This is a genomic window from Albidovulum salinarum, assembly GCF_025673475.1.
Classification (GTDB): Bacteria; Pseudomonadota; Alphaproteobacteria; order Rhodobacterales; family Rhodobacteraceae; genus Albidovulum; species Albidovulum salinarum.
In genome coordinates this window covers 159,590-182,979 of sequence record NZ_JAOVQO010000007.1, presented here as the reverse complement: position 1 = coordinate 182,979, position 23,390 = coordinate 159,590, and the positions used below count along the sequence as shown (strand labels likewise).

Annotated in this window: 28 protein-coding genes; 11 read left to right on the top strand and 17 right to left on the bottom strand. The window is 68.0% G+C overall.

Annotation, left to right across the window (positions count from 1 at the left end):
• Positions 1 to 49 precede the first annotated feature (49 nt).
• From OEZ60_RS09380 to OEZ60_RS09370, 3 genes are read right to left on the bottom strand one after another with little or no spacing between them, the layout of a single operon-like run.
• A complete protein-coding gene (locus tag OEZ60_RS09380) occupies positions 50 to 373 on the bottom strand; it encodes a 2Fe-2S iron-sulfur cluster-binding protein (protein ID WP_263335361.1) in 324 nt (107 codons plus the stop codon).
• Between the two features lie 23 nt (positions 374 to 396).
• Positions 397 to 1,422, bottom strand: coding sequence for a sterol desaturase family protein (locus OEZ60_RS09375; RefSeq protein ID WP_263335359.1), 1,026 nt, complete (start codon positions 1,420 to 1,422; stop codon positions 397 to 399).
• Positions 1,423 to 1,433: 11 nt separating this feature from the next.
• Positions 1,434 to 2,402: an NAD(P)-dependent oxidoreductase gene (locus OEZ60_RS09370; protein WP_263335357.1), complete on the bottom strand. Its 969-nt coding sequence runs from the start codon at positions 2,400 to 2,402 to the stop codon at positions 1,434 to 1,436.
• A gap of 145 nt (positions 2,403 to 2,547) precedes the next feature.
• Between OEZ60_RS09370 and OEZ60_RS09365 the strand changes: the two genes are divergently transcribed.
• Positions 2,548 to 3,444, top strand: a complete 897-nt coding sequence (locus tag OEZ60_RS09365) for a LysR substrate-binding domain-containing protein (protein ID WP_263335356.1) — start codon at positions 2,548 to 2,550, stop codon at positions 3,442 to 3,444.
• On the opposite strand, the gene OEZ60_RS09360 is transcribed toward OEZ60_RS09365, so the two are convergent.
• On the bottom strand, positions 3,441 to 4,331 hold the full coding sequence (locus OEZ60_RS09360; RefSeq protein WP_263335354.1) for a DMT family transporter: 891 nt from the start codon (positions 4,329 to 4,331) through the stop codon (positions 3,441 to 3,443). The two genes, OEZ60_RS09365 and OEZ60_RS09360, sit on opposite strands and share 4 nt — an antisense overlap.
• 147 nt (positions 4,332 to 4,478) lie before the next feature.
• On the opposite strand from OEZ60_RS09360, the gene OEZ60_RS09355 reads away from it, so the two are divergent.
• Both OEZ60_RS09355 and OEZ60_RS09350 read left to right on the top strand, forming a co-directional pair.
• Positions 4,479 to 4,700, top strand: a complete 222-nt coding sequence (locus tag OEZ60_RS09355) for a hypothetical protein (RefSeq protein WP_263335352.1) — start codon at positions 4,479 to 4,481, stop codon at positions 4,698 to 4,700.
• A 158-nt stretch (positions 4,701 to 4,858) separates the two neighbouring features.
• Positions 4,859 to 5,818 carry an MBL fold metallo-hydrolase gene (locus tag OEZ60_RS09350; RefSeq protein ID WP_263335349.1) on the top strand — a complete coding sequence of 320 codons (960 nt, stop codon included), beginning with the start codon at positions 4,859 to 4,861 and terminating at the stop codon, positions 5,816 to 5,818.
• 158 nt (positions 5,819 to 5,976) lie between these two features.
• Here OEZ60_RS09350 and OEZ60_RS09345 read toward each other — a convergent pair whose 3' ends face one another.
• The 5 genes from OEZ60_RS09345 to OEZ60_RS09325 form a co-directional block, all read right to left on the bottom strand.
• Positions 5,977 to 6,264: an HU family DNA-binding protein gene (locus tag OEZ60_RS09345; RefSeq protein ID WP_263335347.1), complete on the bottom strand. Its 288-nt coding sequence runs from the start codon at positions 6,262 to 6,264 to the stop codon at positions 5,977 to 5,979.
• A gap of 141 nt (positions 6,265 to 6,405) precedes the next feature.
• Positions 6,406 to 7,887, bottom strand: a complete 1,482-nt coding sequence (locus OEZ60_RS09340) for an AMP nucleosidase (protein WP_263335345.1) — start codon at positions 7,885 to 7,887, stop codon at positions 6,406 to 6,408.
• A 150-nt stretch (positions 7,888 to 8,037) separates the two neighbouring features.
• Complete coding sequence (locus OEZ60_RS09335; protein WP_263335343.1) at positions 8,038 to 8,877, bottom strand: SDH family Clp fold serine proteinase; 840 nt, start codon at positions 8,875 to 8,877, stop codon at positions 8,038 to 8,040.
• A gap of 4 nt (positions 8,878 to 8,881) precedes the next feature.
• Positions 8,882 to 9,178: an Rdx family protein gene (locus OEZ60_RS09330; protein ID WP_411709793.1), complete on the bottom strand. Its 297-nt coding sequence runs from the start codon at positions 9,176 to 9,178 to the stop codon at positions 8,882 to 8,884.
• Positions 9,178 to 9,807 (bottom strand): class I SAM-dependent DNA methyltransferase, encoded by a 630-nt coding sequence (locus OEZ60_RS09325; RefSeq protein WP_263335340.1) that lies wholly within the window; start codon positions 9,805 to 9,807, stop codon positions 9,178 to 9,180. The genes OEZ60_RS09330 and OEZ60_RS09325 overlap by 1 nt, the downstream gene beginning before the upstream one ends.
• A 94-nt stretch (positions 9,808 to 9,901) precedes the next feature.
• Between OEZ60_RS09325 and OEZ60_RS09320 the strand changes: the two genes are divergently transcribed.
• Positions 9,902 to 10,756: an SDR family oxidoreductase gene (locus OEZ60_RS09320; RefSeq protein WP_263335338.1), complete on the top strand. Its 855-nt coding sequence runs from the start codon at positions 9,902 to 9,904 to the stop codon at positions 10,754 to 10,756.
• 66 nt (positions 10,757 to 10,822) lie between these two features.
• Here OEZ60_RS09320 and OEZ60_RS09315 read toward each other — a convergent pair whose 3' ends face one another.
• Together OEZ60_RS09315 and OEZ60_RS09310 are read right to left on the bottom strand one after the other, a co-directional pair.
• Positions 10,823 to 11,113 (bottom strand): DUF3892 domain-containing protein, encoded by a 291-nt coding sequence (locus OEZ60_RS09315; protein ID WP_263335337.1) that lies wholly within the window; start codon positions 11,111 to 11,113, stop codon positions 10,823 to 10,825.
• Positions 11,114 to 11,456: 343 nt separating this feature from the next.
• Positions 11,457 to 12,326 (bottom strand): branched-chain amino acid aminotransferase, encoded by an 870-nt coding sequence (locus OEZ60_RS09310; RefSeq protein ID WP_263335336.1) that lies wholly within the window; start codon positions 12,324 to 12,326, stop codon positions 11,457 to 11,459.
• Positions 12,327 to 12,493: 167 nt separating this feature from the next.
• Here OEZ60_RS09310 and OEZ60_RS09305 point away from each other — a divergent pair, with 167 nt between their 5' ends.
• From OEZ60_RS09305 to dxs, 6 genes are all read left to right on the top strand, one after another.
• A complete protein-coding gene (locus tag OEZ60_RS09305; RefSeq protein WP_263335333.1) occupies positions 12,494 to 13,003 on the top strand; it encodes a MarR family winged helix-turn-helix transcriptional regulator in 510 nt (169 codons plus the stop codon).
• The gene (locus tag OEZ60_RS09300) at positions 13,000 to 13,719 is read left to right on the top strand and encodes a response regulator (protein ID WP_263335331.1); all 720 of its coding nucleotides are present in this window, start codon (positions 13,000 to 13,002) and stop codon (positions 13,717 to 13,719) included. The genes OEZ60_RS09305 and OEZ60_RS09300 overlap by 4 nt, the downstream gene beginning before the upstream one ends.
• Before the next feature lie 75 nt (positions 13,720 to 13,794).
• Positions 13,795 to 14,727: a histone deacetylase family protein gene (locus OEZ60_RS09295; protein ID WP_263335330.1), complete on the top strand. Its 933-nt coding sequence runs from the start codon at positions 13,795 to 13,797 to the stop codon at positions 14,725 to 14,727.
• Entirely contained in the window at positions 14,724 to 14,960 is a 237-nt protein-coding gene (locus OEZ60_RS09290) for an exodeoxyribonuclease VII small subunit (RefSeq protein ID WP_263335328.1), read from the top strand. The genes OEZ60_RS09295 and OEZ60_RS09290 overlap by 4 nt, the downstream gene beginning before the upstream one ends.
• Positions 14,961 to 15,827, top strand: coding sequence for a polyprenyl synthetase family protein (locus OEZ60_RS09285; RefSeq protein WP_263335327.1), 867 nt, complete (start codon positions 14,961 to 14,963; stop codon positions 15,825 to 15,827).
• An 82-nt stretch (positions 15,828 to 15,909) separates the two neighbouring features.
• Positions 15,910 to 17,826, top strand: coding sequence for a 1-deoxy-D-xylulose-5-phosphate synthase (gene dxs / locus OEZ60_RS09280; RefSeq protein WP_263335325.1), 1,917 nt, complete (start codon positions 15,910 to 15,912; stop codon positions 17,824 to 17,826).
• Between the two features lie 6 nt (positions 17,827 to 17,832).
• Here the strand turns inward: dxs and OEZ60_RS09275 are convergent, their stop codons facing one another.
• Entirely contained in the window at positions 17,833 to 18,621 is a 789-nt protein-coding gene (locus OEZ60_RS09275; RefSeq protein ID WP_263335323.1) for an ion transporter, read from the bottom strand.
• A gap of 82 nt (positions 18,622 to 18,703) precedes the next feature.
• Here OEZ60_RS09275 and OEZ60_RS09270 point away from each other — a divergent pair, with 82 nt between their 5' ends.
• Positions 18,704 to 19,372, top strand: coding sequence for an ankyrin repeat domain-containing protein (locus tag OEZ60_RS09270; RefSeq protein WP_263335322.1), 669 nt, complete (start codon positions 18,704 to 18,706; stop codon positions 19,370 to 19,372).
• 24 nt (positions 19,373 to 19,396) lie between these two features.
• On the opposite strand, the gene OEZ60_RS09265 is transcribed toward OEZ60_RS09270, so the two are convergent.
• The 5 genes from OEZ60_RS09265 to OEZ60_RS09245 form a co-directional block, all read right to left on the bottom strand.
• Positions 19,397 to 19,591 carry a hypothetical protein gene (locus OEZ60_RS09265; RefSeq protein ID WP_263335320.1) on the bottom strand — a complete coding sequence of 65 codons (195 nt, stop codon included), beginning with the start codon at positions 19,589 to 19,591 and terminating at the stop codon, positions 19,397 to 19,399.
• A gap of 112 nt (positions 19,592 to 19,703) precedes the next feature.
• On the bottom strand, positions 19,704 to 20,744 hold the full coding sequence (gene queG, locus OEZ60_RS09260; protein ID WP_263335319.1) for a tRNA epoxyqueuosine(34) reductase QueG: 1,041 nt from the start codon (positions 20,742 to 20,744) through the stop codon (positions 19,704 to 19,706).
• A gap of 76 nt (positions 20,745 to 20,820) precedes the next feature.
• Entirely contained in the window at positions 20,821 to 21,486 is a 666-nt protein-coding gene (gene fzlA, locus OEZ60_RS09255; RefSeq protein WP_263335317.1) for an FtsZ-binding protein FzlA, read from the bottom strand.
• A gap of 52 nt (positions 21,487 to 21,538) precedes the next feature.
• Entirely contained in the window at positions 21,539 to 22,285 is a 747-nt protein-coding gene (mtgA, locus tag OEZ60_RS09250; RefSeq protein ID WP_263335414.1) for a monofunctional biosynthetic peptidoglycan transglycosylase, read from the bottom strand.
• A 53-nt stretch (positions 22,286 to 22,338) separates the two neighbouring features.
• The gene (locus OEZ60_RS09245) at positions 22,339 to 23,283 is read right to left on the bottom strand and encodes a Hint domain-containing protein (RefSeq protein WP_263335315.1); all 945 of its coding nucleotides are present in this window, start codon (positions 23,281 to 23,283) and stop codon (positions 22,339 to 22,341) included.
• Positions 23,284 to 23,390 lie beyond the last annotated feature (107 nt).

Below are 23,390 nucleotides of genomic sequence, written 5' to 3'. Positions count from 1 at the left end.
GGGCGGGCGAGGGAAGGGGCCGGCCGCGTGCGCCCGGCCCCGCCTGCGGTCAGATCTGTTTTTCCGGCATGAACACCCGCAGGCCGTTCAGGTCCGCGCTGATCCGGATCTGGCAGGTGAGGCGCGAGCGATGCGGATCGGGGTCATAGGCGAAGTCGAGCATGTCGGCCTCGATCGCTTGCTTGGCCGGAAGCCGGTCCACCCAAACCGGATCCACATAGACATGACAGGTCGAGCACGCGCAGGCGCCGCCACAGTCGGCCTCGATGCCGCGTACGCCGTTGTCGCGCGCCCCTTCCATGACCGTGCTGCCGTCCGGCACCTCGACGATGTGCTCCGCACCTCCGAACTCGATGTAAGTGATTTTCGCCATGGCTTGTCCTCCGTTGGCTGCGCCTATTGCCCGTGCATCCGCCGCTTGCGGTCGCGGGTTTCCCGCGTTGCCTCCTCCGAACCGTCGTGGAAGGTGCCGAACCACTTGTCCCAGGGCATTTCAGAATTGCCGTAGTTGCACTCGTAGTAGCGGTGATGGAGCTGGTGAAAGAAGGCGCCGATCAAAAACCGCGACTTGTCCTTCACCCAGATCCCCTCGTAGCCCGAATGCGACGAGGCCGCGCCGAGGAGGAGCCAGTAGGTGAGGAAGAGGAAATGCACCGGATGGGCGGGCAGGACCGCGAGCAGCAATAGCGCGCTGAAATAGGCGGCGCTTTCCACCGGATGCATCGAGTTGCCGGACCACGGGCCGGGATTGACGTTGCGGTGATGCACCGAATGGACGTGGCGGTAGAGCGGCGGCCAGTGGATCAGCCGGTGGATGACGTAGAAATGCAGGCTCTGCCACAGCGCCAGCAGCGGGAAGACGAGCACGAACCAGACCGGATGTTCGGCGAAGCCCAGCGTCGGCAGCGTGCCGTTGGCATAGAGCCAGCGGAACACGACCTCGTAGGCGGAGACGATCGGCACCGCCGAGGCGAGGTTGTAGAACATGTTGTCGGCAAGCTGCGAGTTGAACTTGTAAAGCGCGTTCTTGCGCTTCGACATCGGGCGCGGGTCGTATTTCAGCCGCTTGCCCTGGCCGTCGATCCCATAGAACCAGTAGTGCAGCCCGCCGGCGACCACGATCAGCGAAAGGTAGTTGCGCAAGAGCACCCAGCCGATCCAGCCGGGCTGGAAGGTGGCCTGCTCTGCGGTCACCGGTTGCAGCCAGAAGGCGACCACGAAGGCGAACGCGAGGAACATCGAGCGGTCGGAGACCTGCAGGTAGTTCGTCCAGAGCCATTTCGCGAGCTTGAGCGGCCTCGGCGGCCAGTGCCAGTAGGGCGCGTGCCGGACCGGCAGCTCCGGGTGCCAGTGCCATTCCCGGCTCATCGCGCCGGGCTCGGGTGCTGCGGCGCGACTGGGTTCGGCGGTGATATCGGTCATGGGGATGATCCTCACTCGGCCGCAACGCGCCGGTCGGCGCCCTGCGGGATGACCTCGTAGCCCGGCTCCTCCGGCTCGTCGTCGAGCATCTCGGGCGGGAAGCCCGGCGCGCGGATGTCGAGGCCGGTCGCCTCCTCGAGCCGTTTGATGATGTTCGGCGAGTATTCGCGGTCGCCGTAGCGGGCGATGCCGTCATTGAAGATGTCGATGAGGACGGGGCTCACCTCCAGCGGCACCTTGGCGCGGTCGGCGACCTCCTGGAAGAGGCCGATATCCTTCTTCACGAGGTCCATCGTGAAGGAGATGTCGCGCGATCCGTTCAGGATCACCTGGCTTTCGGTCTCGTGCACGAAGGAGGTACCGGAGGAGATCTTCATCGCCTCGTAAGCGGTATTGAGATCCATGCCGGCGGCCTTCGCCACCACCAGCGCCTCGCAGCAGGTGACGAGGTTCGCGGTTGCGAGGTAATTGGTCACGACCTTCAGGATCGAAGCGGAGCCGAGCGGCCCGGTATGCAGGATGCGCCGGCCCATCGTGGTCAGGAACGGCAGGATCCGCTCGAAAGTGACGCGGTCGCAGCCCGCGAAAATCGAGATGTTGCCGGTCGCCGCTCGGTGGCAGCCGCCCGAGACCGGGCAGTCGACCGCCGCGCCGCCCTGTCCGATCACCTTGGCGCCGAGGCGTTGCACCTCGGCATAGTCGGTGGTCGACATCTCCATCCAGATCTTGCCGGGGCCCACCTCGGGCAGCATCTCGGCCATCACCGCATCCGAGGCGGCGGGCGAGGGCAGGCAGGTGATCACCGCGTCGCAGTCGCGCATCAGCTGCGCCGGGCTCTCGGCGGCCGTGGCGCCGCGCTTGACGAAATCGGCCACGAGGGCCGCATTGAGGTCATGCACCGTGAGGTCGATGCCGTTCCGCAGAAGGCTCCCCGAGAGCTTGCCGCCCACGTTTCCAAGACCGATGAATCCAACCTTCATTCGCGCTCTCCGTCACCGCATCCCGGCCGGCCTGTCCGGCGACGGGCTCCTCGCGGTCCTCTCGCGGCAAGGGTAGGCACTGGCAAGCAAAAAGAATAACGAATATATTTGGCCGTTAGAGGCAAAATTTCTTTGGTCTAGCGACATGCAACGCCTGCCGAACCTGACCTGGCTGCGGACCTTCGAGGCGGCGGCGCGGTTCTTGAACTTCACCGAGGCGGGGCGCGAACTCGGCCTCACCCAGACCGCCGTCAGCCAGCATATGAAGGCGCTCGAATCCGCGCTCGGCTGCCGTCTCTTCACGCGCAAGGCGCGCGGTCTCGACCTGACCGATCTCGGCAAGGCCTACCTGCCGACGGTGCGCCAGGCGCTCTCAGACATCGGCCGCACCACGACGAGCCTCTTCGGCCCGACGGCGAAGCAAACCATCGTCGTCAAGCTGCCGATATCGACCGCGGCGCTCTGGCTCGCCCCGCTCCTGCCCGATTTCGCCCGCGCCCATCCGAAGATCAACATCCGCATGGTCTCCAACATCTGGGCGGATTCGACCCTTGGCGAGGATGTCGATGTCGAGATCCGGCTCGGCCACGGCGACTGGCCGGATGCGCAGGCGCTGAAGGTCTCGACCGAGGCCATCGTCCCGGTCACCGCGTCGCGGAGCGCCTCGCAGATCCGCGGTCCCGAGGATCTCGATGCCGGTCCCCTGATCCACATCCTCGGCCATGACGACAACTGGCGGCGCTACTTCGCCGCCGCGGGGATCGAGAGCGACGGCACCGGCCACCGCTTCGCCGTGGACACCTCGATTGCCGCGCTCGAACTGGTGGAGGCCGGAGGCGGCCATGCCTGCGTCGTCGCCCGCTTCGCCGAATGCGCGGTGCGCGCCGGCCGGGCCGTCGCCATCGTCGGCGAGCCGGTCGAGTTTCCGCAGGCACATTACCTCATGCGCCCCGCCACGGCGCGGCGGCCCCGCCCCGAGGCGGCGCTCTTCGAGGACTGGCTGCTTGCCCGCTTCGCCGAGGTCGCGGGCGCCTCCGGCTAGCGCGCCACCGCCACGACTGGCGCCGGAGCGCGTTTCGAGAGCTGCACCGCGAGGATGCCGGCCGCGACGATGACGACGCCGACGATGTCGGCGAGCCCGAGCGTTTCCCCGAGCAGGACCGCGGCTACAGCAACGCCGAAGAACGGGTTTAGGAAATGGTAGGTCGCGGCCCGCACGGCGCCGATGCGGTCGACGAGCCGGAACCAGACCCAGGTCGCGATCAGGCCGGGCACCAGCGTCGTATAGGCGAAGGCGAGCCCGAGCCGCGGCGTCCAGTTCACCTGCCAGCTCTCGGTCAGTGCCGCCGCCACCGCGAGGACGCCCGCGCCGACGAACATCTGCAGCCCGACGATCATTAGCACGTTGCCCTTCGACGACGTCCCCCGGACCGTCAGCGTCGCCACCGCGAGCGCCAAGGCCCCCGCGCCGCAGAGCGCGATACCCGGCAGGCTCACCCCGCCGGTGAGGCGCGAGCCCATGATGATCGCGACCCCGGCGACCCCGGCGACAAGCCCGGCGATTCCCAGGGGCCGCACCTTCTCGCCGAAGAAGAGCCAACCCAGCAGCGCCACCAGCAGCGGCATCGTCGAGGCGATGATCGCGGCAAGCGAGGCTTCGACCCACTGCATCGCGACGAAGTTGAGCCCGAGATAGAGCGCGTTCTGGCAGAGGCCGAAGACCGCGACCGAGCGCCACTGGCCGCGCGAGAGCCGCCAGCTCTGCCCCATCGCGCGGGCGATGCCGACGCCGATCAACCCCGAGATCAGGAACCGCAGCGACAGCGCGGTCAAGGGCGGCGCGTCGGCGACGATCATCCGAGCCGAGGTGAAGGCCGAGGACCACATCAGCGCGAAGGCGAGGCCCATGAAGATCGCGCGTATGTCCATTCCGTCCCTTCGGCCACCCTGCCGCCGCCCTACACGATCCCGGCCGGGAAACCAATATTTCGTGAGCGGCGTGACAGGCGCGGCCCCACATGGTTTCCTGCGGGGCAGAGACTCGAGGACAGGCGCCGAGAAGGGACCGGACGAGCGATGAAGAAGCCCAGCCCCGGCGGGAGCCAGACTCCCGATGTGAAACGCAGATGCCACCGCTGCCACGGCACGGGGCGGGTGCCCTGCACGATCTGCGGCGGCAAGGGCGAAGTGGCGCGCGGGGCGGACCACCGCGGCAACCCGCAGTTCGACCGCTGCACCGGCTGCTTCGGCATCAAGGTCTCGCGCTGCCCGGCCTGTCGCGGCGACGGGTTCAGCTGATCTCGATGCGGTCCAATCGCCGCACGGATCAAGCAGATAATGCGGCAATCTGTTCTTCTGCGCACACAGGCTGAGTGCCTGCGCGACTCCTATCTTCGGGTCGATGCGCTACCCTGTCGGGACAGCAGCAGGCTGCCTTGCCCTTGAAGGAGGAAAAGATGAAGCACGTCATAGCCGCCGCCGCGTTCCTTGCCGCGGCGACGGGCGCCGCCAGCGCTCAGGATCCGGTCTGGGACGGCAACACCGTGGTCCTCGAAGCCCAGGAACTCGCCCCCGGCGTCTTCGCCGTCGTGCCCGAAGGCGCGGCCGGGATGGCCGCCGAGGGCGCGCCGATCGCCACGACCGGCGGTTTCGTCATCGGCGAGCATGCGGTGCTGGTCGTGGAATCCATGCTCAACGAGCGGCTGAATCGCCAGTTCTTCGACCTGATCGCGGCGCGGACCGACAGGCCGGTGCGCTACCTCGTCAACACGAGCTTTCACGGCGACCATTCCTACGGCAACGCCTTCGTGCCCGAGGAGGTCTCGATCATCCAGCACGAGGCAACGGCGGCCTATATCGGGGAACATTTCGAGGCTGACCGCGCCTTCATGATCCAGAATTTCGGCGCCGGGCGCGGCATTGAGGAGGTCGCACCCGTCACCGCCGACCTTCTCGTCGGCGCGGGCGGACATCTCGCGGTCGATCTCGGCGGGATCGCCGTCGAAATCCGCGACTTCGGCTTTGCGCAGACCGGCGGCGACCTGTTCGTCTCGGTGCCGGCGGCCAAGGTGCTCTGGACCGGCAACGCGGTCGTCGCCGAGAAGCCGGCGCTGCCCTGGCTGCTCGACGGCCATCTCGTCGAGACGCTGGAGACGCTGCGGAGCGTCCATGCCGCTTTCGACGCCGATACCCGCGTCGTGCCGGGGCATGGTCCGGTGACCGGGATGGAGGCGATCCATTGGCACGTCGACTATCTCGGCGCGGTGCGCGACGGGGTACAGGCCGCGGTCGACGAGGGGCTCAGCCTGGAGGAGACCGTGGCGCGGGTGACGCTGCCCGACTACGGCGGCTATGCGCTTTTTGGCTGGGTCCATCCGGGGCTGAATGTGCCGGCGGCCTACAACGACCTGAAATGATACGGTACCGGACGTGAGGCAAGGTGGGTATCAGCCGAGCTTGCCTGACACGCCGCCCCGTCCGGTTTGCCGCCGGATCACGGACAATCGCGCCCGCCGCCCAAAACAAAGGCCGCCCGAAGGCGGCCCAAGCGATGGTGGCGGCGTCCGCGCGGGACTCAGCCGTTGACGGTGTCCTTCAGCGCCTTGGCGATCGAGACCTTCACGACCTTGTCGGCCGGCTTCATCATCGTTTCGCCGGTGGCGGGGTTGCGCACCTGGCGCTCGGGGCGGGCGCGGCACTGGACCTTGCCGATGCCGGGAATGGTGACGGCGCCGCCGGCGGCTACCTCACGCGTCACGACCGAGGCGATCGCGTCCAGCGCGCCCGAGGCGGTTTTCTTATCGGCGCCCATCTCTTCGGCCAGAGCGGCGACGAGCTGGGTCTTGGTCATCGGTTTCGACATGTATGTCTCCTCACTGTGACCCCTCGGATGGGGGTTATTCTGCGCCATTAAGCGTCATGTAGTGTTGCTACACAATCTTTTGTGGCCCAAAGCAAGCGATTTTCGCGGTTTTTCGGGGATTCTGGCCGTTTTGCCACGCCCTCAGAGGAACGCCGTCTCCTCGAAGCTGCGCAACTTCCGGCTGTGGATGCGTTCGAGCGGCATGTCGCGCAGCCGCTCCATCGCCCGAACCCCGATCAGGAGGTGCCGGCTGACCTGGGTGCGGTAGAAATCCGTCGCCATGCCCGGCAGCTTCAGTTCGCCGTGCAAGGGCTTGTCGGAGACGCAAAGGAGCGTGCCGTAGGGAACCCGGAACCGGAACCCGTTCGCCGCAATCGTGGCGCTTTCCATGTCGAGCGCGATGGCACGGGACAGCGACAGCCGGTGCACCGGCCCGGTCTGGTCGCGAAGCTCCCAGTTGCGGTTGTCGACCGTGGCCACGGTACCCGTCCGCATGATGCTTTTCAGCTCGAATCCCTCGACCTCGGCGACCTCCGCCACCGCCTCCTGCAGCGCGATCTGGATCTCCGCGAGCGCCGGGATCGGCACCCAGACCGGCAGGTCGTCGTCGAGCACCCGGTCCTCTCGCAGATACGCATGGGCGAGGACGAAGTCGCCCAGCGACTGGCTGTTTCTCAAACCGGCACAGTGGCCGACCATCAGCCAGGCATGGGGGCGCAGCACCGCGATATGGTCCGTCGCGGTCTTGGCGTTCGACGGGCCGACGCCGATGTTGACCAGCGTGATCCCCTGCCCGCCGCGCCGCTTGAGGTGGTAGGACGGCATCTGCGGCATCTTCGGCAGCACCGGGATGCCGCCATCGGCATCGGTGATCTCGTGGTTTCCGGGCGACACGAAGCTCGTGTAGCCCGAGCCCGGATCGGCCAGCGCCTGCCGGGCGAAGGCCTCGAACTCGTCGACATAGAACTGGTAGTTGGTGAAAAGGACGTGGTTCTGGAAATGCTCCGGCCCCGTCGCGGTGTAATGCGAGAGCCGGGCGAGCGAATAGTCCACCCGCTGCGCGGTGAAGGGCGCGAGGTGGCCGGAACCGTCGGGATTGGGCTTCGCGGTGCCGTTGACGATGTCGTCGCTCGTCGTCGCGAGATCCGGCACGTCGAAGACGTCGCGCAGCGGGAAGTCGAGCACCCCCTCCTGCGGCACCGAGACCGCGGGGTTAGAGGCGACCGCGAAATGCACCGGGATCGGCGTCGCCGAGGGGCCGACCACGACCGGCACGCCGTGGTTGCGGATCAGAAGCTCGAGCTGCTGGATCAGGTAGTTGCGGAAAAGGTCGGGCCGGGTGATCGTCGCGGTATAGGTGCCGGGGCTCGCGACATGGCCGAAGCTCAGGCGGCTGTCGGCCTTGGCATGGCTCGTCGTGGTGATCCGCACCTCCGGGTAAAAGGCGCGCATCCTTGCCTCGGGCCGGGCGCCCGACAGCGTCTCGGTGAAGCGGTCGAAGAGGAACCGCGTTGCCTGGGCATAGAGCGCCTCGAGCCGCGCCACCGCCGAGGCGGCATCGGTGAAGGCCTCGGGCGCGGCCGCCTTCGGCATCAGGGTCGGCGCATGGTCGGGCACGTTCATCGGGCTGGCTCCCCCGCCCCCCGCCCGGCCCGGCTTAGGCCGCCGGGGCTTCGCCTCGTGGCTGGTTGCGGGTCTCGGTTCGGGGAAATCGCTGCGTTTCGTCATGCCGAACCGTGACAGATCGCCCGGGGCCTCGCAAGGCCCGGCACGTCAGCTCTTTGGCGCCCGCGCCGGGCGTTCGCGCGGCACCGGCAGGTACTCGACCCCGCCTGACTGCCGCACCGGCTGGGGATAGAGCGTCATCAGCGTCAGCACCTCCTCCGGCATCGCGGTCGTGACCGGCAGGCCGAGGGCCGCCGCCTCGGCCGCCGCGATCGGATAGTCATGGGTCCAGGTCCCCGAGGCGAGCGTCCCGGCGAGTGCCGCCGCCTTCTCCTTCGGCATCCGGACCGAGAGAAGCGCCGTCGCCGCTCCGATCACCTGGTCGAGCGCCTTCCTCGCCACATCGGCAAGGATCAGCGTCGCGTCGTCGACCTCCGCCACCGGCTTTCGCTCCACCGCGCTCAGGATCGAGGCGGCGGGATACTGTCCGATCTGCGGATCGATCGGCCCAAGCACCGAATGCTCGCACATCACGATCTCGTCGGCGGCAAGCGCGATCAGCGTGCCGCCCGACATCGCGTGATGCGGTACGAAGACCGTCACCTTGCCCTTGTGCGCCTCGACCGCGCGGGCGATCTGCAACGCGGCGAGGACGAGCCCGCCCGGCGTGTGCAGCACGATGTCCAATGGCATGTCGTCGTCGGTCATGCGGATCGCGCGGAGCACATCCTCGCTGTCCTGGATGTCGATGTAGCGCACCAGCGGAAAGCCCAGGAGCCGCATCGTCTCCTGCCGGTGCACCATCAGGATCACCCGGCTGCCGCGCTGCTTCTCGATCTGCGAGATCATCGCCAGCCGCCGCATGTCGGTGATCTTGCGCGCGATCATCGGCTGCAGCGCCGAGAGGATCAGGAAGAGCCAGAGCGCGTCGGTGATCGAGAAGGACATCGGCTCAACCTCCCGCCCGGTCGATATGGCCGAGATCGCGCCCGGGCGCGATCCGGTCGCGCACCCGCGCCTTCAGCACCTTCGCCTCGGGAAAGCCGCCGTCGCGCTTGCGCTCCCAGACCGTCTCGCCGTCGACGCGGATCTCGAACACGCCGCCGCTGCCGGGGATCAGCGTCACCCCGCCCAGTTCCTCGCCGAAGGTCGACAGCAGTTCCTGCGCCAGCCAGGCCGAGCGCAGAAGCCAGTTGCACTGGGTGCAGTAGCGGATGGTGATCCCCGGCCGGGGCGTGGCGTCGTCCATCATGCCTTCCGGAAACTGACGATCCAGCCGATGTCGTCGCTGTGTTCGCCCTCTGCGGCCGGTCCGTAGACCCGGAACGGCACGGTGCGGAAATCGGCGATCCTGGGGCCCAAGGACGCGAAATGGGCGGCGAAACCGCCGGCCTCATAGACCGCGCTGTGCACCGTGACCGCAAAGATGGCCCCCGGCACGGCGATCCTCAGAAGCTCCTCGAACGCCTCCGGCCCGACATGGCCCGAGGTGAAGGTGCCCGCGCTGACCACGCCGGCGTAGGCCGAGTCGGACAGGTCGAGCTTGCCCGTCAGGTCCGCGACGATCGTGTCCCGGTAGGCGCCCTTGGCCGCAGCCTCGGCCAGCATCGCGGCCGAGATGTCGAGCCCGTCCACCGGTCCGATCCCCGCCGCCTTCAACGCCTCGCCGACCAGCCCGGTCCCGGCGCCGACATCTAGCACCGGCCCCGCGCCCCCGAGCCCCGCAAATTCGCGCGCCACCTCGACCGGCGAGCGGTAGTCCATCGCCGCCGCGAAATCGGTGTCATAGGTCGTCGCCCAGTCGCCATAGAGCCGCACCGAATCCTCGGGCGTCTTCAGCGCATAGGCGGCGTCGAGTTCCTGATCCTGGTCTCCCATGCCCGCATCCAGCCATCGCGAAGGCCCGCCGTCAAGCGGGCGCGCATTGTCGCGCCCCCTTGCGCCGGCCGGGGTCGCGCCGGATAGTCGCGCCATGACAGCGACGCTTCTCTCCCTCGGCCACGGTTATTCCGCCGCCGCCCTCGCCCGCCGGCTCGACGGCTGGACGATCATCGGCACCACCCGGCGCGCCGAGAAGGCCGAGCGGCTCCGTCGGGAAGGCATCGAGGCGCTGATCTGGCCCGGCGACGATCTCAAGCCCGCACTTGCCCGCGCCACGCATGTCCTCGTCTCGATCGCGCCCGGCGAGGCGGGCGACCCAGTCCTCGCCGCCCATGCCGACGAGATCGCCGCCGCCGCGCCGCATCTGCAATGGGTCGGCTATCTCTCGACGACGGGGGTCTACGGCGACCACCAGGGCGGCTGGGTCGACGAGACGACGCCGCTCACGCCGACAACGAAGCGCGGCCGGATCCGGGTGCTGGCCGAAAGCCAGTGGCAAGCCCTCGCCGAACGCAGCGGCCTGCCGCTCCACATCTTCCGCCTCGCCGGGATCTACGGCCCCGGCCGCGGCCCGTTCGAGAAGGTCCGGAACGGCACCGCGCGCCGCATCATCCGGGAAAACCAGTACTTCAGCCGCATCCATGTCGAGGACATCGCGGCGGTGCTCGCCGCCTCGATCGCCCGGCCCGACCCCGGTGCCGTCTACAACCTCGCCGACGACGACCCCGCCCCGCCCGAGGACGTGCTGGCCGAGGCCGCGCGCCTCCTCGGCCTGCCGTTGCCGCCCGAAGTGCCGTTCGACGAGGCCGAGATGACCCCGCTCGCCCGCAGCTTCTACGCGGAATCGAAGCGGGTGCGGAACGACCGGATCAAGCGCGACCTCGGGGTCGCGCTCGCCTATCCGGACTACCGGGCGGGGCTCCACGGGTTATTGCGGAGTTCCTAGTAATCCTCGGATCGGTTGGGACGTTGGGGCGGGGCGCAGTGCGCCCACGCCGTTCTTAAGGTGTTGCTAGGCTGCAAAGCTGCACGATTGCAGGTTCAGCAAGTTGTTCGGAGAGAAATCGTCAGCCTCGGACTTGATGTACTTGTTACCGAAACGGCTGACCGCGACGATTACATTGATGCGCCGCCCGCCGGCTAAGACATAGAATGCCCATTTCCCGCTCTCTATCCCGGCAATCGCGTCCCTCTGAGAAATGCGCCAGCGCGTTCCGTCGGAATTTCGCCCGCCAACGAACTGAATTGCTTGCGTCGGATCGTATCGGTCATCTTTCTCGATACAGTCAATCCGGTGTGCCATGATGGCCTCCATGATCAGGTTTCACCATTCGACCCGATCACGACTTGCTACGGTTGAGCCGGGCCTCTTACACGATATGTAGGCGGTAGGGGCGGGGTCAACACCAAGATATGCTTTTGAAAACAAAATATTGGAGCAGGAGCACTCCAGCGCGCAATTTAATATCCCATTGAAAACAAATAGAAATGGGGTCGAGTTTCCCCGACCCCAAGCCGAACCGTTTCCGGCTCAACCGTAGCGATCTCAGTGAATCACGACTGAATCTTCGCGTCAACACTACCTTGTGGATAAGGCTGTGAGGGAATCAGCGCCACTTGGGGACAGAACGTGATTCCTGTGGATACTATGCCCGCACGAGCTTCTCGTACTCGCTCGCGACCCGCTTCGTCAGCTCGCCGACCTCGAAGTGATAGTCGCCGATCTGCCCGACCGGCGTGACCTCGGCGGCGGTGCCGGTCAGCCAGCACTGCTCGAAGCTCTCGAGCTCCTCCGGCATGATGTGGCGCTCATGCACCTTGACCTGCATGTCCTTCAGCATCCCGATCACCGTCTGGCGCGTCAGGCCGTTGAGGAAGCAGTCGGGCTTCGGCGTATGCACCTCGCCGTCCTTGACGAAGAAGATGTTGGCGCCGGTCGCCTCTGCGACATAGCCGCGGTAGTCGAACATCATCGCGTCCGAACAGCCCTTGGCCTCGGCGGCGTGTTTCGACATCGTGCAGATCATGTAAAGCCCGGCCGCCTTCGCCTCCGAGGGGATCGTCGCCGGGTCGGGGCGCCGCCACTTGGCGATGTCGAGCTTGGCGCCCTTCATCTTGGCGTCGCCGTAATAGCTGCCCCATTCCCAGGCCGCGACCGCGAGCCGGACCGGGTTGCGCTTGGCCGCGACACCCATGTCCTCGCCCGACCCGCGCCACGCCAGCGCGCGTACATAGGCGTTGTCCCAGCCGTTGGCCTTCAGCACCGCTTCCTTGGCCGCGTTGATCTCCTCGACCGAATAGGGGATCGGCATGTCGAGAAGCTCGCCCGAGCGCAAGAGCCGCGCGGAATGCTCGGAGCTCTTGAAGATCTTGCCGTTGTAGCAGCGTTCGCCCTCGAAGACCGAGGAGGCGTAGTGCAGCGCGTGGGTCAGGATATGAACCTTCGCGTCGCGCCACTCCACGAGCTTGCCATCCATCCAGATCTTGCCGTCGCGATCGTCATAGGCACCAGCCATCTTGCCCTCCTCGGCCCCGCCGATTTCCAAATGTTGCGTGCAATAAGTCCGATGCGGACATAATATTGCGCGATTTCCGGCAACGGCTAGCAATTGATTCTTGGAAAGTCAACATAGCTGACATAAAATCGGCGGGAACCGGACGACAGGCACAGAGGATCGCGGAAATGACGGCGGGCAGCCCGGGAACGCAAGGCGGCGAAAGCCTGCTGTTCCTGACCGACGAACAGCTCAGGAAGGGCATCGAGGCGATGTTCTTCGCCTATCGCGCCTTCACCGCCGATCCCGACCGGATTCTCGAGAACTACGAATATGGCCGCGCCCACCACCGGGCGATCCATTTCATCAACCGTCAGCCGGGACTGACGGTCAACACGCTCCTGACGATGCTCGGCGTGACCAAGCAGTCACTGAACCGGGTGCTCCGGACGCTGGTGGAGGACGGCCTCGTCGAAAGCCGCGTCGGCCGGCGCGACAAGCGCGAACGCCATCTCCACCTGACCGAGAAGGGCGCGATGCTGGAACGCGAACTCTCCGACGCCCAGCGCGCCCGGATGCGCGCGGCCTACCGCGCCGCCGGCCCGGCCGCCGTGGCCGGGTTCCGCCAGGTGCTCGAGGCGATGATGGATCCCGACATCCGCCGCCATTACCAGTCGATGAAGGACCACACCGCATGAGCGCGCCGAACGACGTGCATCTACTCATCGTCGACGACGACGAGCGGATCCGGGGGCTGTTGCAGAAGTTCCTGGCCCGTCAGGGCTTCTATGTCTCGACCGCGCGCGACGCCGCCCATGCGCGGCGGCTCCTGAAGGGGCTCGACTTCGACCTGATCGTCATGGACGTGATGATGCCCGGCGAGGACGGGGTGAGCCTGAGCCGCGACCTTCGCGAGAAGATGACGACGCCGATCCTGCTCCTGACCGCGCGCGGCGAGACCGCAGACCGAATCGCCGGACTCGAGGCCGGGGCGGACGACTACCTCGCCAAGCCGTTCGAGCCGAAGGAGCTGCTCTTGCGGATCAACGCGATCCTGCGCCGCACTCCCACGGTGGCCGAGCCGAAGGCGCCGAAGGTGCTGCATCTCGGCGACGTGCGCTACGATGTCGACCGCGGCGAGATGTGGCGCGGCGACAGCCTGGTGCGGCTGACCGCGACCGAGGCCGCGCTGATGCGGATCTTTGCCGGCCGCGCCGGCGAACCGGTGAGCCGCACCGAGCTCGTCGAGGATCTCGGCCGCGGCGGCGGCGGCAAGGGCGACGGCGGCCAGGCCCAGGAACGCGCGGTCGACGTCCAGATCACCCGGCTCCGGCGCAAATTCGAGGCCGATCCGAAACAGCCGCGCTACCTGCAGACGGTGCGCGGCGCGGGCTACATGCTGGCGCCGGAATGACCTTGGACCGGCCGGTCTCGCGGCCGGCCGGGCCTTCGGCGCGGATATTTGAAGCAAGATGAAAGGGCTGGTCCGGTGAGCACGGCATTCTTCACCCATGAGGCGGGACTCGCCCATGTCACCCCCGCCGGCCATCCCGAACGCCTCGAGCGGCTCGAAGCGATCTACGCGGCGCTTCGCGATCCCGAATTCGCCGGGCTCGACCGCCGTACTTCGCCCTTGGCCGCCGCCGAGGAGGTGCTGCGCTGCCATACGCCAGCCTATCTGGACCTGATCCGCAAGGCCTCGCCCGGCACCGGCTGGGCGCAGCTCGATCCCGACACCTTCATGGCGCCCGCTTCCTTCGAGGCCGGCTTGCGCGCCGTCGGCGCGGCGGAGGCGGCGGTCGACGCGGTGCTCTCGGGCGCGGTCGCGAACGCCTTCGTCGCGATGCGCCCGCCCGGCCATCACGCCGAGCGCGCGCGGGCGATGGGCTTTTGCCTCTTCGGCACCGTCGCCATCGCCGCGAAATACGCGCTCGACCATCACGGGCTGTCCCGCGTCGCGGTGCTCGATTTCGACGTCCATCACGGCAATGGCACCCAGGATCTTCTCTGGGACGAGCCGCGCGCGATGTTCGTCTCCTCGCACCAGATGCCGCTCTATCCCGGCTCCGGTGCGGCGGACGAGACCGGCGCGCATGGCCAGATCGTCAACCTTCCGCTCGGCCCCGGCTCGGGCGGTCACGAGATGCGCGTGGCCTGGGAGGCGGCGCTGCCCCGCGTCGCCGCCTTCAGGCCTGAGCTGATCCTCGTCTCGGCCGGCTTCGACGCCCATCGCGATGACCCGCTCGCCGGCCTCAACTGGACCGAGGCCGACTTCGCCTGGATCACCCATGCGATCTGCGACCTCACCGAGGAGACCTGCGCGGGCCGGGTGGTATCCTCCCTGGAGGGTGGCTATGATCTCGACGCGCTGGGCGCTTCGGTCGCCCAGCATGTGAAGGTGCTGATGGAGCGGGGCGCATGAGCGAGATCGGGAAGATGAGCTTCGAAGAGGCGATGAAGGCGCTGGAAACGGTCGTGCGCGACCTCGAATCCGGCAATGTCGAGCTCGAGAAGTCGATCGCGCTCTATGAAGAGGGCGCGAAGCTCAAGGCCCATTGCGAGAAGAAGCTGAAGGAAGCCGAGGAGAAGGTCGCGAAGATCACGCTCGGCCCCGACGGCCAGCCGAACGGCCTCACCCCTGTCGAAGGTCTCTGAGTGTTCCCAGATCGTCTGAAGGCGGCGCAGGCGGGCGTGCAGGCCGCGCTCGACGCCGCCCTTGCGAGCCGGGCCGAGGTGCCCGTCGTCCAGGCCATGCGTTACACCCTTCAGGGTGGCAAGCGGCTTCGGGCGTTTCTTGTGCTTGAAAGCGCGGCGCTGCACGGGATCGCGGCCGAGGGCGCCATGCCCGCCGCCGCCGCGGTCGAGGCCCTGCACGCCTATTCGCTCGTCCATGACGACCTGCCGTCGATGGACGACGACGATCTCCGCCGCGGCCAGCCGACGATCCATGTCAAATGGGACGAGGCGACGGCGGTCCTCGCCGGCGACGCGCTCCAGACTCTCGCCTTCGAGCTTCTCTGCGACCCCGCCCTCGGCCCCGCCGAGCGTCGGATCGCGCTGGTCCGGGCGCTGGCGCTGGCCTCCGGCGCCGAGGGCATGGTGCTCGGCCAGGCACTCGACATCGCCGCCGAGACCGCACCGCGCCCGCTGACACTCGACGAGATCACCGCACTCCAGGCCGGCAAGACCGGCGCGCTCATCGCCTTCGCCGCGACCTCGGGTGCGCTTCTCGCCGCGGCCGACCCCGCGCCCCTGGCCGCCTACGCCAAGGCGCTCGGCCTTGCCTTCCAGATCGCCGACGACATCCTCGACGTCGAGGGCGACCCCGCGAAGGCCGGCAAGGCGCTCGGCAAGGATGCGGCGGCGGGCAAGGCGACCTTCGTCTCGCTCCTTGGCCTCGAGGCCGCGAAGGCCCGCGCCCGCGCGCTGGTCGCCGAGGCCGAGGCGGCACTCGAACCCTACGGCGCGAAGGCCGAGGCGCTGCGCGAGGCCGCGCGGTTCGTCGTGGACCGCGACGCCTGAGCGCGGGCCATATCGGGCCAAGGCGATTGTTCCCGGCCCCGATTCCGTCTAAACCGGCCGGAAACCGCAAGCAGGCGCCCAAGTGAGTGACAGACCGAACACCCCGACGCTCGACCGCGTGACGGTTCCCGCCGATCTCAAGGCGCTCTCCGACCGCGACCTGCACCGCCTCGCCGACGAGCTCCGGGCCGAGACGATCTCGGCCGTCTCGGTCACCGGCGGCCATCTCGGCGCCGGCCTCGGCGTGGTGGAGCTGACGGTCGCGCTGCACGCGGTCTTCGACGCACCGCGCGACAAGATCATCTGGGACGTCGGCCACCAGTGCTACCCGCACAAGATCCTCACCGGCCGCCGCGACCGGATCCGCACGCTGCGCCAGAAGGGCGGGCTCTCGGGCTTCACCAAGCGCTCGGAAAGCCCCTACGACCCCTTCGGCGCCGCCCATTCGTCGACCTCGATCTCGGCCGCGCTCGGCTTCGCCGCCGCCCGCGATCTCGGCGGCGAGGCGGGCGACGCGGTGGCGGTGATCGGCGACGGCGCGATGTCGGCGGGCATGGCCTACGAGGCGATGAACAATGCCGGCCACCTCGGCAAGCGGCTCTTCGTCATCCTCAATGACAACGAGATGTCGATCGCGCCGCCGGTGGGCGCGATGTCGGCCTATCTCTCGCGGCTCTATGCCGGCGCGCCGTTCCAGGAGTTCAAGGCCGCCGCCAAGGGCGCGATAAGCCTCCTGCCCGAGCCCTTCCAGGAAGGTGCCCGCCGCGCCAAGGAGATGCTGAAGGGCATGACCATCGGCGGCACTCTTTTTGAGGAGCTCGGGTTTTCCTACATCGGCCCGATCGACGGGCATGACCTCGACCAGCTCCTGCCGGTGCTGCGCACGGTGCATGAACGCGCCACCGGCCCGATCCTCCTCCATGTGCTGACCAAGAAGGGCAAGGGCTACGGCCCGGCCGAGCGCGCCGCCGACAAGGGCCACGCCACGGCCAAGTTCGACGTCATCACCGGCGAGCAGAAGAAGGCACCCTCGAACGCGCCCTCCTACACCAGGGTCTTCGCGGAGGCGCTGGTCCGGCAGGGCGAGCGTGACGACAAGATCGTCGCGGTCACCGCGGCGATGCCCGACGGCACCGGCCTCAACCTTTTCGCCGAACGCTTCCCGAAACGCTGCTTCGACGTCGGCATCGCGGAGCAGCACGCCGTCACCTTCGCCGCCGGCCTCGCCGCAGCGGGGCTTAAACCCTTCTGCGCGCTCTACTCGACCTTCCTGCAGCGCGGCTACGACCAGGTCGTGCACGACGTCGCGATCCAGCGCCTGCCGGTGCGCTTCGCGATCGACCGCGCGGGCCTAGTGGGCGCCGACGGCGCCACCCATGCCGGCGCCTTCGACATCGCCTTCCTCGCCAACCTGCCCGACATGGTGGTGATGGCCGCCGCCGACGAGGCCGAGCTCGTCCACATGGTCGCCACGGCGGCCGCGATCGACGACCGCCCCTCCGCCTTCCGCTACCCGCGCGGCGACGGCGCGGGCGTCGAGATGCCGGAACGCGGGACACCGCTCGAGATCGGCCGCGGCCGCATCGTCGCGACCGGCGGCCGCGTCGCGATCCTCTCCTTCGGCACCCGCCTCGCCGAGGTCCTGAAGGCGCGCGAAGCCCTCGCCGCACGCGGCCTCGCCCCGACGGTGGCCGACGCCCGCTTCGCCAAGCCTCTCGACCGAGACCTGATCCTGCGGCTGGTCCAAGACCACGAGGCGCTGATCACCATCGAGGAAGGCGCGATCGGCGGCTTCGGCAGCCATGTCGCCCAACTCCTCGCCGAGGAGGGCGTCTTCGACCGCGGCTACAAGTTCCGCTCGATGGTCCTGCCCGACACCTTCATCGACCAGGCGAGCCCCGAGGACATGTACGCCACCGCCGGCATGAACGCGCCCGAGATCGAGGCCAAGGTGCTCGAGGTTCTCGGCGTCGCGAGCGTCGCGACCAAGCGCGCCTGAGCCCCCTCAGCCGGTCCGGTCCATCCGGCTGGAATCGAGCTTCGCCTCGATCGCGGCGAGCCGGGTCAGCACCTCGTCGCGATAGGCATCCGTCATCGCGTGTTCCTCCTCGCCATGCGCCTCCTGCATCGAGTTGACGATGAGGCCGACGACGAGGTTCATCACCGCGAAGGTGGTCATCAGGATGAAGGGCACGAAGAAGGCCCAGGCCAGCGGATAGACCTCCATCACCGGCCGCACGATCCCCATCGACCAGCTCTCCAGCGTCATGACCTGAAAGAGCGAGTAGCCCGACCGGCCAAGCGTGCCGAACCACTCCGGGAAACTCGCGCCGAAGAGCTTCGTCGCCATCACCGAGGCGGCATAGAAGATGATTCCCATCAGCAGGAACACCGAGCCCATCCCCGGCAGCGCCGAGATAAAGCCCTCGACCACGCGCCTGAGCCTCGGCGTGACCGAGATGACCCGCAGCACCCGCAGGATCCGCAGCACCCGCAGGACCGCGAAGCCCTGTGCCGCCGGCGCCATCGCCACCGCGACGATGACGAAGTCGAAGAGGTTCCAGCCGCTGCGGAAGAACCCGAGCCGCCGCGCATAGAGCTTCGCCGCGATCTCGGCCACGAAGACCGTCAGGCAAAGCGTGTCGAGCAGGTGCAGAAGCCCGCCCGCCCGCGCCATCACCACCTGCGAGGTCTCGAGCCCGAGGATCACCGCGTTGAAAAGGATCACCCCGATGATCGCATTGCGCACGGTTGGTGTCTCAAGAAATGCCGAAACTCGTTCGCGCGGCGTCATCATGGTATCCCTCGTCCTGTTCGGCTCTCATATGGACGCAGGCGGGCGGGCCGACAAGACCGCCGGAATGACAGGAGGCACCATGTTCGGATTGATCCTCGCACTCGCGATGCTGGCACTGCCCGCCGCCGCCCAGACCGCGCCCTCGGCGGCCGAGATCGCCGCCTACGACGGGCTCCACCGCGCCGCGCAAGAGGGCGATGTCGCCACGATCCGCCGCCTCGCCGCCCAGGGCGCGAACGTCAACGCCCGCGACGGCCGCCGCCGCACCCCGGCCCATGTCGCCGCCTTCGCCTCGCAGGACGAAGCTCTCCGCGCGCTGGCCGAGGCCGGGGCGGACATGAACGCGCTCGATGCCGACGCCTACGACACCGTCACCATCGCCGCGGTCGCGAACGACCCGGACCTGATGTCGCTCGCCATCGCGCTCGGCAATGATCCGGGGCTCACGACCAGCCCCTATGACGGCACCGCGCTCATCGCCGCCGCCCATCTCGGCCATGCCGAGGTCGTGCGCCGGCTGATCGCGGCGGGCGCGCCGCTCGATCATGTTAACAATCTCGGCTGGACCGCGCTCATCGAGGCGGTGATCCTCGGCGACGGCGGGGAGAACCACCAGGCGGTGGTGCAAGCCCTCGTCACGGCGGGCGCCGATCCCGCGATCGCGGATCGCGGCGGCACGACGCCTCTCGCCCATGCCGAGGCCCGCGGCTTCGACGCGATCGCCCGGCTGATCCGAACGGCCGAGTGACCGCCCGGTCCGGCCTTGGACCCGTCAGGCCTGGTGGCCGCGCTCGATCCTCAGATACTCGCGGAGCTTCGCATCGTTGTTGCGCTCGGTGGTGCGCTCGTGCAGCGCCTTGGTGGCGGGATGCGTGCCTTCCTCGCCATGGGTCTTCTCGACCTCGACATAGTTCTTCAGACGGCCACCTTCGGGTGATTTCCGACGGTCGACGGCATGCCGGCTCATACTCTCCTCCTCCTTCGGTTTCGTCTGCCCCCAGGCGTCGGGGCGAAGTCCAGCATGGGGCCGAATCGGCCACATGACCACCCCCAATGCCCTCCTAAGTCCCGCTCCGGCCTCACTCCGCCAGCCGGGCGACGGCCCAGCGCGCGGCGTCGGCCACGGCCGGATCGGGATCGTCGCAAAGCGCCCCCGCCACCGGCCAGAGCGCCAGATTGGCAGAATTTCCGATTGCATACAACACGTTGCGCACGAACCTGTCACGCCCGATACGCTTGATCGGCGAGCCCGAGAACCGCTCCCGGAACCCCGCATCGTCGAGCATGGCGAGCTCGGCCAGTTCCGGCGCACCGACCCGCGGCCGGTAGCCGATCTCGCGCGCCGCCGCCGCGAACTTGTTCCACGGACAGGCGGCAAGACAGTCGTCGCAGCCATAGATCCGGTTGCCCACGAGGCCGCGCAACTCCTCCGCCACCGGGCCCCTGTGCTCGATCGTGAGGTAGGAGATGCAGCGCCGCGCATCGAGCTCATAGGGCGCCGGAAAGGCCGCGGTCGGACAAGCGTCCAGACAGGCCCGGCACGAGCCGCAATGGTCGCCCTCGGCCATGTCCTTCGGCAGGTCGAGCGTGGTGAAGATCGCGCCGAGAAAGAACCAGCTGCCGAGTTCGCGGCTGACGAGATTGGTGTGCTTGCCCTGCCAGCCGATCCCCGCCGCCTGCCCAAGGGGCTTTTCCATCACCGGCGCGGTATCGACGAAGACCTTGATCTCCGGCGCCGGCCCCTCCTTCGCCGCCGCCTCGATCAGCCAGCGCCCGAGCCGCTTCAGCCGCTTCTTCACCAGATCGTGGTAGTCCTTGCCCTGCGCATAGACGCTGACCGCACCGCGGTCGCGCTCTGCCAGAACCACCCGCGGATCGGCCTCCGGCGTATAGACCTCGGCGAGCATGATCACGGTGCGCGCCTCGGGCCAGAGCGCCGCGGGATCGCCGCGCCAGCCCATGCGCTCCGCCATCCAGCCCATCTGCCCGTGCCGGCCGGCCGCGACGAAGGCCGAAAGCCGCGCCGCCGCCTCCGGGATCGCCCCCGGCGCGCAGAACCCGGCCGCCGAGAATCCCTCCTCCAGCGCCCGCGCCGCGATCCGTGCCTTGAGCGCGGACATATCCATGCTCCTGCTCACTTTCTGTCCGAAAACACTCCACGGGGGTCCGGGGGTGTGAAACCCCCGGCGGCCGGGATCAGAAATCCAGATCCGCGTAATGCGGCGGCGGCGGGAAGCCCGGCACCTGGTCGGCCAGGAGCGACCGGAACGAGGGCCGCGACTTGATCTTGGCATACCAGTCCCGGACGTTCTGGCTGCGGTTCCAGTCGACGTCCGAGATGTAGTCGAGGCTCGACAGATGCGCCGCGGCGGCGAAATCGGCCAGCGTCATCTCGTTGCCGGCGAGCCAGCGGCGCTGGTCGAGCAGCCAGCTCAGGTAGTCGAGGTGGTACTTGATCCTCGTCGCGCCCGCCTTGACGTTCTTCGACTCGGGATAGCCGAGCCCCATCACCTTCTTGTTGACCCGCTCGTAGAGGAGCTTCGAGGTCACCTCGTCATGAAACTTGTCGTCGAACCAGGCGCAGAGCCTGCGCACCTCGTAGCGCGCGTCGGGATCCTTCGGCATCAGCCGCGGTTCCGGCACGGTCTCGTCGAGATATTCGCAGATCGCCTGGCTTTCCGACATCACCCGCCCGTCATGGCGCAGGACCGGGATCTTGCCGGCCGGGTTGCGGCGCAGGAAATCCGGCCCCTGTTCCCAGTAGCGCTCCTCGACCAGCTCGACCTCGATCCGCTTCTCCGCAAGCGTCAGCCGCACCTTGCGGCAAAAGGGCGAAAGCGGAACGTGGTAAAGACGGGTCATGGGCTGAACTCGGTTGCAATCTCCCCGGTGATAGCGGCGCGGCCCCGGCGGTTCAATCCTCGAAACAGGCCGAACGCCCGTCGGCGCGGATCGTCGCCGCCCCCTCGCCGATGGCGCGGGCGCGTTTCTTCAGGAAGCCCGAGGGCCGGACCGGGTTGCGGCCCTTGGGATCGGGCAGCGTCGCGGCGATCAGCGCCGCCTGCCCGGCGCCAAGCTCGCTTGCCGAAACACCGAAATAGCGTTGCGCGCCGGCCTCGGCGCCGAAGGTGCCGATCCCGGTCTCGGCGACGTTGAGATAGACCTCGAGGATCCGCCGCTTGGTCCAGACCAGTTCCACCACCGGCGTCATCAGCGCCTCCAGCGCCTTTCGCGGCCAGCTCCGCCCCTGCCAGAGAAAGACGTTCTTCACCACCTGCTGGCTGAGCGTCGAGGCCCCGCGCCCCGACCCCTCGTCGAGCGCGGCGCGGATCGCCCGCATGTCGAAGCCCCAGTGCAGGCAGAAATTCGCGTCCTCCGCCGCGACCACCGCGCGGGCCAGCTCCGGCGCGATCTCCTCGATCGGCACCCAGTCGCGGGCGATGCCGCCGCGGCGCCAGCTTTCGGCGACCATGTAGGGCGTCATGACCGGGTTGATGAGGGTGAAGGCGAGAACCAGGAACAGGAACCCTCCGACCACGCCCGCAACCCCGCGCCGGGCCCAGCGCAGAAGGTCGCGCGGCGTCAACGCCAAAACCGCTGCCGCGCCCTTCGGCGCCGCCTTCCGCCGTGGTTTCCCTGCTGTTGACCTGCCCTTCGCCATTGCCGGAACCATAGCCACGGCCGCCCCCCCGGGGTCAAGCCATTCCCGCCAGCTCAGGCCACGAAGAGCCGCGCCTCGCGCGCGTTGGCCACCGGACGCGCCGTGCGCGAACGGCGTCGCGCCGCGGCCGTCGCGAGCTCGGGGAAGATCGCCAGGATCTCCTCCCTGAGCGCCCGGTCGCTCTCCAGAATGACTTCGCCGGGATGGAAGCTTTCGGTGGCCGCGCCCTCGGCGAAGATGATCTCGTGGCGGTCGAACATCAGGTGCAGGTAATCGACCTCAGCCATCGGCGCGCGAGCGATGCCGGGCATGCCGACGAGATGCGCGGCCGCGGCCAGCACCTCGCCCTCACCGGTGACAAGTTCGGCCGGCCAGCCGCTGACCAGCATCCGGTGCTGCGGCGAGACCAGAAGCGCGCGGCGGTTGCCAAGCACACCCTCCGAGATCCGTACCGGCGCGAAGCGGTCCATGCCGCCGACCCGCCGCCGTCCTGCCCAGCGCACCGGCTGCGCCCCGTGATCCATGGTCGTCACAAGATCGCCGACGCCGATCTCCTCGACCTTCCGAGGCCCGTCGGGTGTCGCGATCAGCGTGCCCGGCGTAAAGCAGGGCGGCACCGGCCAGGGCGCCGGAGGGCTCACGACGAGATCATCGATGTTCAGCTGGGTATTGCCGTTCTGGAGATCCGGCGTGTCGTCGGCATCGGCATTCATGTCGATGGCGAAGGTCAGAAACGTGCCGTCACCGAGATCGACGCGGATGAAACCCGCCTGCTGCGTCGGATCGCCACGGACATTCCCGAACCCGAGAAACGCGTACGTAAGCTGCGTCGTGCCGCCGTCGAGCGAGACATATTCGCCAGGCTGCACCGTGCCGAGCTTGCCGTCGACATCAGTAAAGGTCAGCGACGTCCAGGCGTTGGTGACGATATTTATGTTCCCGCCCGACTGGAGCGGATCGCCGTTCACGTCCTGCGCCGTCAAAGTGAACGTGGCCATTCTTCCGACCCCTCCCACCGTTACGAACACGACTGCCGTCACGATGAGAATAAGCGCTCGCGGCGTCCAACGGAATATCCGGGAGGAAAGTCAAGGAAGTGTTGCCA